Genomic DNA, 13,044 nt, shown 5'->3' on the forward strand with positions numbered 1-13,044 from the left:
AAAGATGATGCGGCTCGCGTTCGCAACGGCAATGGCTCTGCTGCTCGGCATCTCTCCGGGCCAGGCACAGATCGCGACGACCGGCAGCACGGCAATGGATCTGCCGACAGTGCCGGGCGCGATCGTGATCTCGCCGCTCAACAGTCCGGGGCCGTTTTCGGCAACGACCGTGCCGGGCGCTCCGGATACGACGCTGGCGCCCGTTCCGCTCGCCTCGGATCCGACGACGCCCGGGACGGTGGTCGTCTGCGCTCCGCCGGCGACCTCGCCAACGCCGTTGCCGGCGACACCGACCGTATCGAGCACTGGCCTTTCGACATCGGGCATCGCGGCCCCGATCCTGCCGGTCACGGGACAGAATGGCAGCTCCATCGGGACGATCTCCACGGCCGCGCCGGCGGGAACAGGTGCGACAGTGGCATGCAGCTCAACGCCCGGAGGGCAGGTGACGAGCGCGGCATCTCTGCCGCTTTCGATTCCGCAGGTGCCTGCAAGCCCCGCGCCCGGCACGATCCTGGCGGATACCAGCGGCGCCGGCGGCACGGGCATCGATCCGAACGCCGCCGTCGTACCCAGCCCGAACAGCTCGGCTTGCGCGGAAGGGGTTTCGATGAATCTGGCGCAGCCTGCAACGGTGTTGCCGGCCAACGCCTCGGGCGCAGCGCCAACGCCGGGCGTGTCGCCGATCCTGCCGCCCGGATGCTGAGGCGAAATTGCTGGCCTCGTGCGTCGTCGCAACCTAGTGGCAGGTGCAAGACGCGGGCCGCTCGCCGTCGTATGTCGAAAGCGAGATGCCCGGTATTTCAGCCAGAGCGCGAGCAAACGTGAGTGCGGGAAGATCGATCTCCTGATCGAACAGAGCGCTGACCGGACCAACGAGATCAAGTGCCGTCTGCTGACGGTTCGACTTCGCCATGATCCTTGCCCAGGCCGCCGCAACCTTCAGCTCGTAGAAGCGGCATTGCTGCTCTCTGGCCACGGATAGTCCCTCGGCGAACAGCAATTCGGATCGCGAGAGATCGGATGGGCCATTGGCCAGAAGAACTTCAGCCTTGATCCTCAACAGGTCCGCAAGGCACCACAATTGCCGGCCTTGCCGCGAGATGGACAAGGCCTCTTCCACCGCGGCCAGGGCCTGCGCAGCCTCGCCGCCCGCGAGCAGGCCTTCGGCGAGCGATCCGAGAAACTCGGGATTGCGCATCAGCCATCCGTTCTCGGTCCGCGCTTTCAGGCCACTACGCAGCAGCGCTATTCCGTCGTCATGGTTGCCTTGCAAAACCAACAGCTGCCCCTTCAGGCAGGACGTCCAGCTCGTCCAGAAAGCTATTCCTTCGCGTGTGACGAGCTCGAGAAGGGAGGATATTGCCTGATCGGCGGCGGCGAGATCATGTGTCATCAGCGCGATCGGGCAGACGGCGTTCCGGAGCGCGTAGGCGATCGCAAGCTTGTCCTTCTCACGCTCGGCGTCCTGGAGGCACTCGGCGGCCAGCGATCTGCTCTGGGCGATCTTTCCCCGCAACAGCAGCACGCGAGCCAACATCGCCTTGGCAAGAACGCTCTGATTCAGCAGGAACCACATCAGATTCGTGCCGCCGCTCAATCCGTGGGCCGAATCGTCCAGGGACAAGGTCAGCTCGCGCCGCGCATCCTCCTGCGCGCCGAAGAAATGCGCGGCAGCGCCAATCAGGCGACGACCTACCGCCTCGTTGGCGGGATTTCCGGTGCGCAGCGCGATCTCGAGGTAGCGTTCGCCGACGTCCTTGGCCGCGGCATATTGGCCCGAGTTGAGGTTATAGCTCCACAAGGTCCAGACCGCCTTGAGCTGAAGCTCGAGATCGGACAATTCCTCGGCGAGTGCGAGACCGATGCTCAGCGCCGCCTTCATGCGATCCGCCGACCCCGTCGTGTTGAGGAGTGCGAATCCCAGCGCGACATAGAGCTGCGCCTTGAGCTTCGGAACGCAGGTGAACCCGGGGCTGAAATGCGCGAGAGCGTGCTCGATCCGCGTTGAGCATTCCACGAAGGACAGCAACTGCATCCATACCGGAACGAAGCCGGACGTCAGCTCGATTCCAAGCGCCGTATCTCCACCGGGCGAGAAGGCCCAATCGAGCGCCGCATGCACGTTTCCGATCTCCTGGGCGAAACGGGAGATGTCGTCGGGAGCGGGAGAGGCATCGCCGAGCGGCGCGATGATCTGCCTGAGAAAGCAGGCCTGCCGTCTGGCAGCCTGCTCGACGAGGCCTGCGTCTGCGAGCTTCTCCAGCGCATAAGCGCGGGTGCTCTCCAGGAGGCGCCATCGTCCCTCGAAGGAGGGATCCAGCGACACCAGCGATTTCGCGACCAGATTGAACAGGGTTTCGATGACGTCCGACCGCGACAGAGTGTCGTCCATCATCGCACTGGCCGCATCGAGCGTGAAACCGGCCGGAAACACCGCGAGTTGGCAAAGCAGGTACTGCTCTGCCGGCGGCAAGAGATCGTAGCTCCAGTCCAGGGTCGCCCGCAGGGTCTGGTGTCGCGGCAGCTGGTCGCGGCGGCCGCCATTCAGGAGCTCGAAGCGCTTGTCCAGGCGGAGCAGTACGGCGTCTACTCCGAGATTAGCGGCCCGGGCTGCGGCAAACTCCAGTGCGAGCGGAATGCCGTCGAGGCGGCGACAGATGGCGGCGATCTTCTGAAGCTCCTCGGCGCCGGCAACGAAGCTCGCACGCAGCGCCCGCGTTCGGGCGACGAACAGCTGCACTGCGCTTGCCCGGAGCAGCAGATCGGGAGCGTGCATATCGGGATCAGGGACCGACAGCGCCGGAACGGCCGCAACGTATTCGCCGTCGATGCGGAGGCCTTCGCGGCTGGTCGCGAGAACCGTGACGTTCGGACAATAGTGGAGCACGGCACTGGCGATCTGCGCGGCCGCTCCGATCACATGCTCACAATTGTCCAGGACAAGAAGCAGGCGGCGGGTCCCGATGGCCTGCGCGATGCTTGCGGGCGTTACTTCCTTGTCATTCGAGGCGAGCCTGAGCGCACGGGCGGTCGCAGATGCCGCAAGAGCCGCACCCTGCAGGGCCGCGAGCTCGACCAGCGCTACGGAATCGTTGAACGAAGGCGCGACACTGCGTGCGAGCTCGATCGCCAGCTTCGTCTTTCCGATGCCGCCGGGGCCGACAAGAGTCACGGCCCGATATGCGGACAACACGTCGCTCAATTCGCTCAGACTATCCTCGCGACCGATGAGAGGCGCGCGGATACTCGGCAGGTTGCTGGAAAAGAGCGCATCGGCCGGAATCGTTACCGGTGCGGCCGCCGGATGATCCAAATGCCCGCTTCGCCAAGTTCCAGCGAGCGTGTATCCGCGACCTGAAACCGTCTTGAGGAGATTGCGATCCTCGCCCAGCGCCTTCCGGACGGCCGAAATATGAACCTGGAGTGTGTTGTCTTCGACGGTCAGGCCCGACCAGACGCTTCCGATCAAATCGTCCTTGGTGACCAGGAGGCCGGCGGAGCCCACCAACTTCTCGAGAATCTCGAATGCACGGCTGCCGATCGGCACCGTGACGTTGTTGTGTCTCAGCTCCCTCCGTTGGCAATCGATCAGCCAATGTCCGAAAGAGTACGTGCGATCAACCGGAGATGACATAAGGGGTCCGTGCATCAACTTCGCTGCCGTGATCCGAGGGGAGATCACGAGCCCGCCCTTGAGATCACCGACCCGTGGCAAGAATTTGAAAGCGTCAATGCGCCTAGGTCTCCTAGAGGGGAGATCGTCGGCAAGAAGACCCGCTCAGTCCGACGCTTCGTTCATCGTCAATGCTGGCACTCGACGCGCTCGTGTTCGATACACGAATTCGTGACAGCAGCCGGGCGTGTGTCACAATGGGAGAGGCGGTCGGAAGAAGCCTGATGTCTGCAACGGAAGCATCATTTACTCACTTCGCCGAGGATCGTCAGCGCAAGACCTCCGGAGCAGAAATGCGTCCGAGAGACGTGCACCGGTCGCAAGAACGGCGGCCTGATCGTGAGCCGCCGTCCTTCCTTCCGCCGAGAGGTCAAAATCCGGAACGTTGAGACGATCAACTTCCAGTCGGCGTCAACCGGACTTGATCCGGTTCGCGAACTCAATAGCCCGAGGTGGGCTCGCAGGGCGGCCGCCGCCAGGGGGCGGTTGCGTACGCACCGACGTCGGGAGCACGGGCGCAGCCGCGCTTGGAGGAGGCCGGAACGCGCTGAGCCGACGCATAAGCCTCGGCATTGGTACGCTTCGCGTTGCCTTCGCGAGCCATCGCGGGGGAGGCAATCATGGCTGCGACCACGAATCCGGCCGACAAGAGCTTCAGTGTAGTCATCGAACATCTCCTTGAGAAAGCGACGCCGAACGCCTCGGCCCGCACGCGAGACATGTTCATGCGCGCGTCGGATCCGCAGTGTTGATCGAACGAACATTTTCGTCTTTGCACGAAGTCGTCGCGGTGCGTTGACTTCGGACATCGACGGCTCATCCCACAGGGAGGTTCGCGTCCTAGTCGGGCAAGGACGTCGCCTGGTCAGCGCGTCCATCGAGCAGCGGACCAAACCATTCCCAGCTCTCGCCGGTGAAGCGCATCATCTGGAGCTGCTCGATCGGATGAAAGTCCGTTGGCGATGTCTTTATTCGAATGCCGGGGATGTAGGCTTCGAGTTCGAAATCGAGATCCGCGGCCACTTGCATGATTCTCTCGTGCGTCAGATCATCGCCGCAGCGTCTGATCACCTCCACGAGCGCGCTCGACATGTTGAAGGCCACCAGAGGCCCGCTCTCCGATCGATCGGCTTCCGGAAAGTATTTCGCCATGAACGCGCGAAAGTGCTGCATGCCCGGATGGCTGTCCCACTGTGGATCCGTCACGTCCATCTGATACCCCCGGCCGGCTTCAGCACCGCGCCGACCGAGACCGAGACGTTCGTCACGATGTGGATGGGATGCCAGTCCAGCTCAGCGAGCTTCCTGATCGCCTGAGCGGCGAATTTGGGCGTGGCTATGTCGATGAATATGTCGGGCGCGGCGGACTTGATCGCGACGACCTGTGAATCGATTGTCGGTTCGCTGACCTCGTATGGCAGGCTGGCAACCACCATTTGCGCGTACTTGTCCTGGAGCACGTCCTTCAGCCCGAGCAGATAGTCGCGCCCGAAGTCGTCGTTCTGGTGGAGAATGCCGATCCTGGCACCTGGATGATGCCTCAGAATGTAGTCCGCATAGATGCGGGCCTCGGTTCGGTAGCTCGGTAGCCAGCCGATGGTCCACGGAAAGTGTTCGGGATCGGCCCAGTGCGACGCTCCAGTGATGACGAACAATTGCGGCACATGCCGGTGGTTCGTGTACTTCTGAATGGCGGCATTGCTGGCCGTGCCGAACGGCGCGAAGATCGCGAGCACCTCGTCGTCCTCGACGAGCCGTCGTGCTTGCTCGACCGCCTTGGATGGACTGTAGGCGTCGTCATATGAGATGAAATTGATCTTCCGGCCGTTGATTCCGCCGTTGTCGTTGATCATGCGAAAGTATGCACTCATCGTCTTGCCGATGATGCCGTAAGCCGACGCCGGACCGCTGTAGGGCATGATGTTGCCGATCCGGATCTCGGTATCGCTTGCGCCGGGGTCGTACTGCGGCTCCGCGGAAGCGCTGCCGACTGCGAGCACGGCGCAGGAGATGACGAGCTTTCCCAGGCGCCACGCGTTGCCCGAAATCGAGTAGCCAGTTCTGCCTGTGATCAAGCGGTGCCTCCATGGCGCTGCCGGGTTTCGAACATACCAAACCCGACGACGTGTCGTTCGGCCGCGCCGGCCCGGGAGAGACGCGTATTGCGGTCGCTGGGCGTGCACGTGCAGAAGTCGGGTCCCGAATATAGCGCGGGTGCTGCCGCGAGCCCGGCTTAAGATGCTGAAGAACTGTTAAGTTTCGCAACTGCCGGACCGGCTATCCGGATCGACATGATTGGCCTTGTTTCGAAGCCGGCAGGGTGCGCCGCATGGCGCGGCCGCACTCCCGGATTTTGGACGCCATCATCTGCATGACGCTCGATTGTGGTGCCTCATCATCGATGCCAGTTGCGGACGTGGTAGTGGCCCGCGGCGAATACGGGCGCGGCACCACCCGGCCGCTCGAGGCCCATTCGTCCGGCCGGCGTCAGCGCGCCGCCATTCAGCACGTCGCGATCGGGGTACATCGATGCAAAGGCTGCCGGCTCCTGATCGGCGAAGGACCAGGCTGCGGATGCGGACGATATCGTTGCCGTTGAGAGTAGCGCCGCAGCGATTAGGATTTTGAATACACTCATAGCGATTCTCCATTGCTTGCTCTGTGCGGAGAGTCGCTTGGCGATGATCGCTGCTCGGCTGGTGGCGTTTCCGAAAATTCTTTTGATGAATCCTATGTAGGTCGTCCGGTCGAGAAGTCCCGGAGGACGTGCATCACTCCTGCGGGAAGATTCTGTCAGCGTTGTCAGAATCCTCGCGCGATTGTGCGTGGTCAAACGCGTCTGATGCCCGTTTCTGGGAGGCGGGTCGTTTGAACATTTGGAGTGTGAGCAATGAGATTAATCCCTGTTGTTTGTGTCGTCGCCTGCGTAGCGCTCTCGGGCATTGCGTCTGCCCGCGGTGACATGGGATCGCATATGTCGATGGCAAGCGGCGGTGCGCTCGGGACGAGCGCCGCCGCGCCTGGAACGAACTCGCTGGGCACCGCGCTTCCGTCGTCCGACAGTGGTGGTCGCGCGACGAAGGGGCCGTTGCTCGGCACGGACCCGACCATCGACAAGGACGACGCCCGGCTCGAGAAGATGCTGGAAGGATCGATCTGCCGCGGCTGCTGAAGAGCGCGCATTCCGAGACGGGGGCCGGCGGCGGCGCCGTCCGGCAACCTGTGTCTTTCGAAAGGGTTGATGGTAAGCTGGACTGAAAATGATGAAACCGCTTGGGCTGTCCCAATGATGGCTGAGCCAGGCCAGCGTCCCGTCTACATTTGTGCGCAATGGGAGATCGATCTTGTCAGACGCGAGTTGCGTTCGGCAGGAGAGCTCGTTCCTTTGGGGGGGCGTGCCTTTGAGATTCTTGCGGAATTGGTTCAGGCGGAGGGCCAACTCGTCACCAAGAACGACCTGACGGAGCGCGTCTGGCGGGGCGTCTTTGTCGAGGAGAGCGCACTTCGCGTACATATCGCGGCGATCCGAAAAGCCCTTGGTCCTGACCGCGACATGCTGTCAACCACTGTTGGCCGCGGTTATCGTTTGCTGGGAGCGTGGCGGATCCGGCATATGGACGCCCCGCTACAATCTGCCGCAACCGGGTTGCTGCCGTCGACCAACATTCCCAGCGCGTCGTTCGATCTCATCGGCCGCACCGCCGCGATCGCACATCTGTGGCGGCTTCTGTCGGCCTATCGCGTGGTGAGCCTGGTCGGGCCCGGCGGGATCGGAAAGACGGCGTTGGCGCTGGAGGCAGCCAGAACGCCGCCGACCGGCTTGGCGGCTGACCGGTTGCTGGTCGAACTGGCCTCGCTGTCCGATCCCAAGCTCGTCTGCTCGGTCATCGCCGGCGTGCTCGGCACCAAGCTCGAGGGCGAGGAGATTTCGCCTGAATCCATCGCACGCGCGATCGGCCCTCGGCCATTGTTGCTCATCCTCGACAATTGCGAACACGTCATTGATGCCGTGGCCCAGGTGGCCGAGCTCGTTGTCAGCCGCTGCCCCGGGACGTTCATTGTTGCGACAAGTCGAGAAGCGCTGCGCATCGAGGGGGAGCACGTCTACCGCGTGCTCCCTCTGGGCGTGCCGCCTGAAGCCAGGCTCGAGCCCGCCGGCGCCTCCGCGTACAGCGCAGTCGAGCTGTTCACGAGCAGAGCGAAGGCGTTGGGTTCAAGCTTCGCGTCGGACGAGGAGAACATCGGCGCCATCGCAGCCATCTGCCGGCGGCTCGACGGCATTCCGCTTGCGATCGAGTTTGCAGCGGCGCGCGCAGTCATGCTCAGCCCGCCGAGGATCGCGGCACTTCTCGATGACAGGTTCAAATTTCTGACGACGGGCCGCCGTACCGCGTTGCCGAGGCAGCAAACGCTGCGTGCAACGCTCGACTGGAGCTATGACCTGCTGCCGGACGACGAGGCGTGGCTGCTCCGGCAGCTCGGCATATTCGCCGGCGAATTCCAGCTCGATGCAGTGATCGCGCTCGCCGGCGAGCACATCGGCGACGTGACCGGCCAGCTTGCCAGGCTGGTGGCAAAGTCGCTCGTTGTCGCCGATATTCGCCGCGACAGTCCTCATTATCGCTTGCTGGATACGACGCGTGCCTATGCATTGGAGAAGCTGCACGCGGGCGGAGAATATCCCGACGCCGCCCGCCGCGAGGCGAAATACTATTGCGGATTCTTTGCCAACGCCGAGGCCGACAGCGAAGTGAAGCCGCAGGCGGAGTGGCTCACCATCTATGGCCGGCACATCGACAACGTGCGAACGAGCCTTGATTGGGCCTTCTCGTCCGGCGGAGACGCGCAAGTCGGAGCGGCCTTGACGGCGGCCGCAGTCCCGCTCTGGGTGCAATTGTCGCTCCTCAGCGAATGCCGCGAGCGGACCGAACTCGCTCTGGCGCGCCTCGACCCGACGGCCGCGAACGCGCCGCGGCTTCGCATGCAGCTGTCGGCCGCGCGCGGCTGGTCGCTGATGTACGGTGTCGGAAGAGCCCGGGAGGCCGGTCCCGCCTGGGCCGCGACCCTTCAGCTGGCCGAGCAGCTCGGTGACAGGGACTACCTGTTGCGCGCGCTTTGGGGACTCTGCATCGATCAGTTCAACAACGGCGAATTCCGCAGGGCCCTCGAATTTGCGCATCGTTTCGCAGACGCCGTGGACGATTCCGGCAATCCTGTCGACCGGATGATGGCCGACCGACTTCTTGCAACCACGCTGCACTATCTCGGCGACCAGCGGCAGGCGTGTCATCACATCGGGCGAACCCTGTCTCGCCTCTCGGATCTGGCGGCCAAGCCGCAGGTCATCCGTTTCCGGTTCGACCTGCGGGCCTCGGCACACTACTTCCAGGCGCGGATCCTGTGGCTGCTTGGCCTCGCGGATCAGGCCTTGAGCGTCGTCGAGCGCAACGTCGAGGAAGGCCGGACGAGCGGCCACGCACTTACATTCTGCAGCGTCCTCGGGCAGGGGGCTTGCCCGATTGCCTTCCTGGCCGGCGATCTCGACGCGGCGGAGCGCTATTGTACGATGCTGATCGAGCACACCGAACGCCATCCGATCCGCTTGTGGAACGTATGGGCGCGCGCTTTCAGGGGCGTGCTGATCTCGCGCCGGGGCGACGTAGCGACCGGATTGCCGCTGCTGCGCAAGGCGCTCGAGCTCGCGGGCGAGGCACGCTTCCTGCCGCGTTTCCTGCTTCCCCTCGGCGAACTCGCCGTGTGTCTCGGAGAGGCCGGCGAGGTGGCGCAAGGGCTCGCGACCGCCGACGAGGCGCTCGCACGATGCGAGGCTAGAGACGAAGGGTGGTATGTCGCCGAGCTCTTGCGCATCAAGGGCGAATTGTTGCTGCGCCCCGGCGCGCGCCGCTCGACGGGCGGTGCCGAGCAGGTCTTCGACAAGGCGTTCGAGGTGGCGCGGAGCCAGGGTGCATTGTTCTGGGAGCTGAGGACGGCGATCAGCGTGGCACGAATGAGGATGAGTGAGGGGCATCCGGCCGATGCACGCGATGTTCTCGCTTCCGTGTATGGCAAATTCACCGAAGGCTTCGAGACTGCGGACCTCAGCGACGCGCGCGCAATGATGGTGAAGCTGGGATCGTAAGCGATGGAGGCCCCGGGGAGCGGCATCAGATCCGATCGATCGGATGCCTGTGCGGCCTCGGCGAGCGCCGCATCCCCGTGCTCTGGAACGTTCCGCAAGCCGCCAGTGGCGCCGCCTGTGCCATGGATGGCGATGGCCGGCGCCGACGTCTCATTGCCAACTCAGCATGGACCGGCCGCCCGCACGCGTCGTTCGAGACTGCACCCCTCTATTGCGATTGCACGGCGATCGAGGCGATGCGCGCTTACGCGATCCGGAGAGGATCATTTGGCCGCAAACGAGCGCGAGCGTGGCGGGTTCAGCTCGGCAAGCAAGCCTCTTGCCGCCACGAGGCTGCGCGTCTGGAATCCCTCGGTAAACTGCTGATAGACGGGGGCGAGCATATCGTACGCCTCCCGGCGGCGATCGCCTCGCTGCCATAGTCTCGCAAGCGCGATCGCCGCGCGAAGCTCATAACCCAGCGCCCCCTGATGGCGGGCGAGGTCGAGTGCTCGGATGAGGCTCAGCTCCGCTTGCGAAAGATCCGGATTGCTCTTCCTCATCAGCGCTTTCGCTCTTGTGCACAACATGTCGGGCATGTCCATCATGAAGTTGCAGTGTTGGGCCTGGGCAATCGCCTGATCAATGATCTCCAGGGCTTCGTCGCCGTGACCTGTCGCCGCCAGGGCATCGGCGAGAGGCATGCGAAACCCAGCCACCGCACCGAAGCACAGGCTCTGCAGCTTCTCGATCGAGCCTTTCAGCATGGCGAGTCCGACACCGGTCTCGTTCCTGGCCAGCAGTGTAATCCCCTTCATGGCCTCGCCGACCAACTGGAGGATGGCGAGGTTGTGCCTGCGAGCCTCCACGACGAACCTGTCGATGTGTTCTTCGCAATCCTCCAGATCGCCATTCCAGAAGAAGACGCCGAATGCCCATGGCAGCGCTCTGCAGAACATGACCGGATGGTTCGCCGCGATGACGTCCGAGATGGCGCGGCGCACCATTCCTGTCGCCTGATCGGGATATCCCTGAAGCCAGAGGACGCGCGCAAGGGTGATTTGAGCGCGTTTGGGATATTCGAGGGTGAGGCCGCTAAGGACGTCCTTGTCCAGGCCCGTATGTCGCAATGCCGCTTCGACGTATGAGCGAGAGGCAACGAACTTGCCGAGATACTGGCAGGAGATGCTGAGCAATACGCGCATGCGCGCGAACGCATTGGAATCGTTGTTGGCAAGGGCAATGGCTTCGCCGCGTTTGGCGATGCCAAATGCGTCATCATACTTGCCGACGAACAATTGCAGCAAATGCAACTGGTCGATCAAACGGATCTGCCCCGGTATATCGCCGATCCTTTCCGTCAGCTCGAGCGCCCGGCGGAGGTGATTTGCGCCCAATTCATCCAGCTGTCCGGTGAGCATGCGCGCAGCCCCCAGCGCCGTGTGAAGGACGAGGCCCTGCCTGATGCCTCCATTGGTTTCATCGAGTGCTTCGATGGCGCGGGTGACCCAGAGCTCGCATTCCGCCAGGAGCGACAGCTTGAAGAAGAGCGGTATCGATGCTGCAGCGAGCGCCACGCCGGCTCTGCGGTCTCCCTGATCCGAGAAGCACCACGTCAGTGCGGCGCGGACGTTGCCGAATTCCTCCGCAACCGTCGAAAGGTCTCGGTTCGCTTCGTCGCCGATCATCTCAAGGAGGTCGAGAAAGTAGCAGGCGTGACGTCGCGCGACCGCCTCGGAGTCCCCGCTGGCGGCAAGTTTCTCTTGCGCGTATGCCCGGGTCGAGTCGGCAAGGCGGTAGCGGGTCGGTTGCGAGCCGGTGTTCAGTGCAAGCATCGACTTGGCGACGAGGCTGTCGATGATCGCCAGGATCGTGTCGTCATCCTCCGAGCCCGCGGCAATCGACCGCACGGCGTCCAGGGTCATGCTGCCGACGAACACTGACAGCCGGCCGAGAATCACGCGTTCCGCGTCGGATAGAAGATTGTAGCTCCATTCGATGGTTGCGCGCAGTGTCCGGTGCCGAGGCAGCGCGGTGCGTCGTCCCTCCCACAGCAAATTGAGGTGCTGGTCGAGGAGTTGGACCATCGCTCTTGCGCCATATGCGCCCACATGGCCGGCGGTGAGCTCGATGGCAAGCGGGATACCGTCGAGCCGACGGCAGAGGTTGCCGACATCAGAGGCGTTCGCATCCGTCAGCGCGAACTCGCCGCCCCCCGCGGTCGCACGCTCGACGAAGAGTTTCACCGAAGGGTAGGCGAGAGCGTTCGCGGCCGTCAGAACGATCTTCTCCGGCGGGCTCGGCAGCGGTGGGAGCCGGTATGTGAACTCGCCTTCGACGCGCAGCAGCTCCCGGCTGGTCGCCAGGATGTGCAGCTCCGGTGCTGCCTGGTAGAGCCGTTCGGCCAGCGCCGCCGCGGCTTCGATGACATGCTCGCAGCAGTCCAGAATGAGCAGCATCCGCATGTCGCGCAGGAATGTCGCGAGGCTATTCGTGGGATCATTCGATCGAGCTCGCAGCCCAAGTGAAGATGCGACGATCGCCGGCACTGGAGCGGCGCTGCCCGTCTCGCCGAGACCGACAAAGTGGACATTGCCGGCGAATTCCGCGAGCAGGGCGTGGCCTGCGGAAATGGCGACTGTGGTCTTGCCGATGCCGCCCGGGCCGACGACCGTGACGAAACGTTGGGCTCTCAGTCTTTCCGAGATGTCCTGTATGGCTTGCTCACGCCCGACCATCTGCCGGGGATGCGCCGGCAGGTTATGGACGTAAGTCGGATTGGTCGGTGCAGGTTGCCTCTGTTCCGGGCGCGATACCGCCGCGACGAAGCAGTAGCCTTGCCCGGAGACCGTGCTCAGATATCTGACGCCGTCGTTGCCGTCTCCGAGTGCCTTGCGGAGTGCGGCGATATGGACACGCAGGCTGTTTTCCTCGACAGCGGCGCCCGGCCACGTCGTGGCCATAAGATCTGTCTTGCTGACGACGTTGCCGGCCTGCCGGACCAGTGCGAGCAGAATGTCGAATGCTCGACCCGACAGCTGCAGGGGGCTCCCGTCTCTCTCAACCCGCCGCTGCGAGGGGTCGAGCCGAAACGGCCCGAAGATCAAGATCTCCCGGGCGGCTTCGTCTTGGGCGGAGCGGCCGGCAGCGGCCATCGTGTTGCTGCTTTGCGTGTTGTTGCTTGCCAGCGGGGGGCCATTGGGAATTTCAACCCGGCGCACGACTCGTCATGTTCTATGACTTGGAAGAC

At 63.6% G+C, this 13,044-nt stretch carries 6 protein-coding genes and 2 pseudogenes; 3 read left to right on the plus strand and 5 right to left on the minus strand.

All coding sequences use genetic code 11. The features are described 5' to 3' along the window. The first annotated feature begins 4 nt into the window (after window positions 1-4). On the plus strand, window positions 5-706 hold the full coding sequence (locus tag ACVWW6_RS08990) for a hypothetical protein (RefSeq protein WP_456680557.1): 702 nt from the start codon (window positions 5-7) through the stop codon (window positions 704-706). 2,646 nt (window positions 707-3,352) lie between these two features. Here ACVWW6_RS08990 and ACVWW6_RS08995 read toward each other — a convergent pair. The 4 genes and pseudogenes from ACVWW6_RS08995 to ACVWW6_RS09010 form a co-directional block, all read right to left on the minus strand. Then, window positions 3,353-3,652, minus strand: a pseudogene (locus ACVWW6_RS08995) (winged helix-turn-helix domain-containing protein); the annotation flags it as partial. A gap of 463 nt (window positions 3,653-4,115) precedes the next feature. Next, window positions 4,116-4,343: a hypothetical protein gene (locus tag ACVWW6_RS09000; protein WP_074076402.1), complete on the minus strand. Its 228-nt coding sequence runs from the start codon at window positions 4,341-4,343 to the stop codon at window positions 4,116-4,118. A gap of 173 nt (window positions 4,344-4,516) precedes the next feature. Then, window positions 4,517-5,724: pseudogene (locus tag ACVWW6_RS09005) on the minus strand (ABC transporter substrate-binding protein). A gap of 347 nt (window positions 5,725-6,071) precedes the next feature. Next, entirely contained in the window at window positions 6,072-6,314 is a 243-nt protein-coding gene (locus ACVWW6_RS09010) for a hypothetical protein (RefSeq protein WP_028175300.1), read from the minus strand. Window positions 6,315-6,650: 336 nt separating this feature from the next. On the opposite strand from ACVWW6_RS09010, the gene ACVWW6_RS09015 reads away from it, so the two are divergent. Next, on the plus strand, window positions 6,651-6,848 hold the full coding sequence (locus ACVWW6_RS09015; protein WP_231166614.1) for a hypothetical protein: 198 nt from the start codon (window positions 6,651-6,653) through the stop codon (window positions 6,846-6,848). Window positions 6,849-6,965: 117 nt separating this feature from the next. Continuing rightward, on the plus strand, window positions 6,966-9,815 hold the full coding sequence (locus ACVWW6_RS09020; protein WP_456683139.1) for an ATP-binding protein: 2,850 nt from the start codon (window positions 6,966-6,968) through the stop codon (window positions 9,813-9,815). 263 nt (window positions 9,816-10,078) lie between these two features. On the opposite strand, the gene ACVWW6_RS09025 is transcribed toward ACVWW6_RS09020, so the two are convergent. Next, window positions 10,079-13,015: an ATP-binding protein gene (locus ACVWW6_RS09025; protein ID WP_456680558.1), complete on the minus strand. Its 2,937-nt coding sequence runs from the start codon at window positions 13,013-13,015 to the stop codon at window positions 10,079-10,081. Between the last annotated feature and the right edge of the window lie 29 nt (window positions 13,016-13,044).

The organism is Bradyrhizobium sp. USDA 3311 (genome assembly GCF_054062495.1).

Coding starts and splice junctions, on each gene's coding strand:
- ACVWW6_RS08990 (WP_456680557.1), top strand. CDS start 5: ATGATGCGGCTCGCGTTCGCAACGGCAATGGCTCTGCTGCTCGGCATC.
- ACVWW6_RS09000 (WP_074076402.1), bottom strand. CDS start 4,343: ATGACTACACTGAAGCTCTTGTCGGCCGGATTCGTGGTCGCAGCCATG.
- ACVWW6_RS09010 (WP_028175300.1), bottom strand. CDS start 6,314: ATGAGTGTATTCAAAATCCTAATCGCTGCGGCGCTACTCTCAACGGCA.
- ACVWW6_RS09015 (WP_231166614.1), top strand. CDS start 6,651: ATGTCGATGGCAAGCGGCGGTGCGCTCGGGACGAGCGCCGCCGCGCCT.
- ACVWW6_RS09020 (WP_456683139.1), top strand. CDS start 6,966: ATGGCTGAGCCAGGCCAGCGTCCCGTCTACATTTGTGCGCAATGGGAG.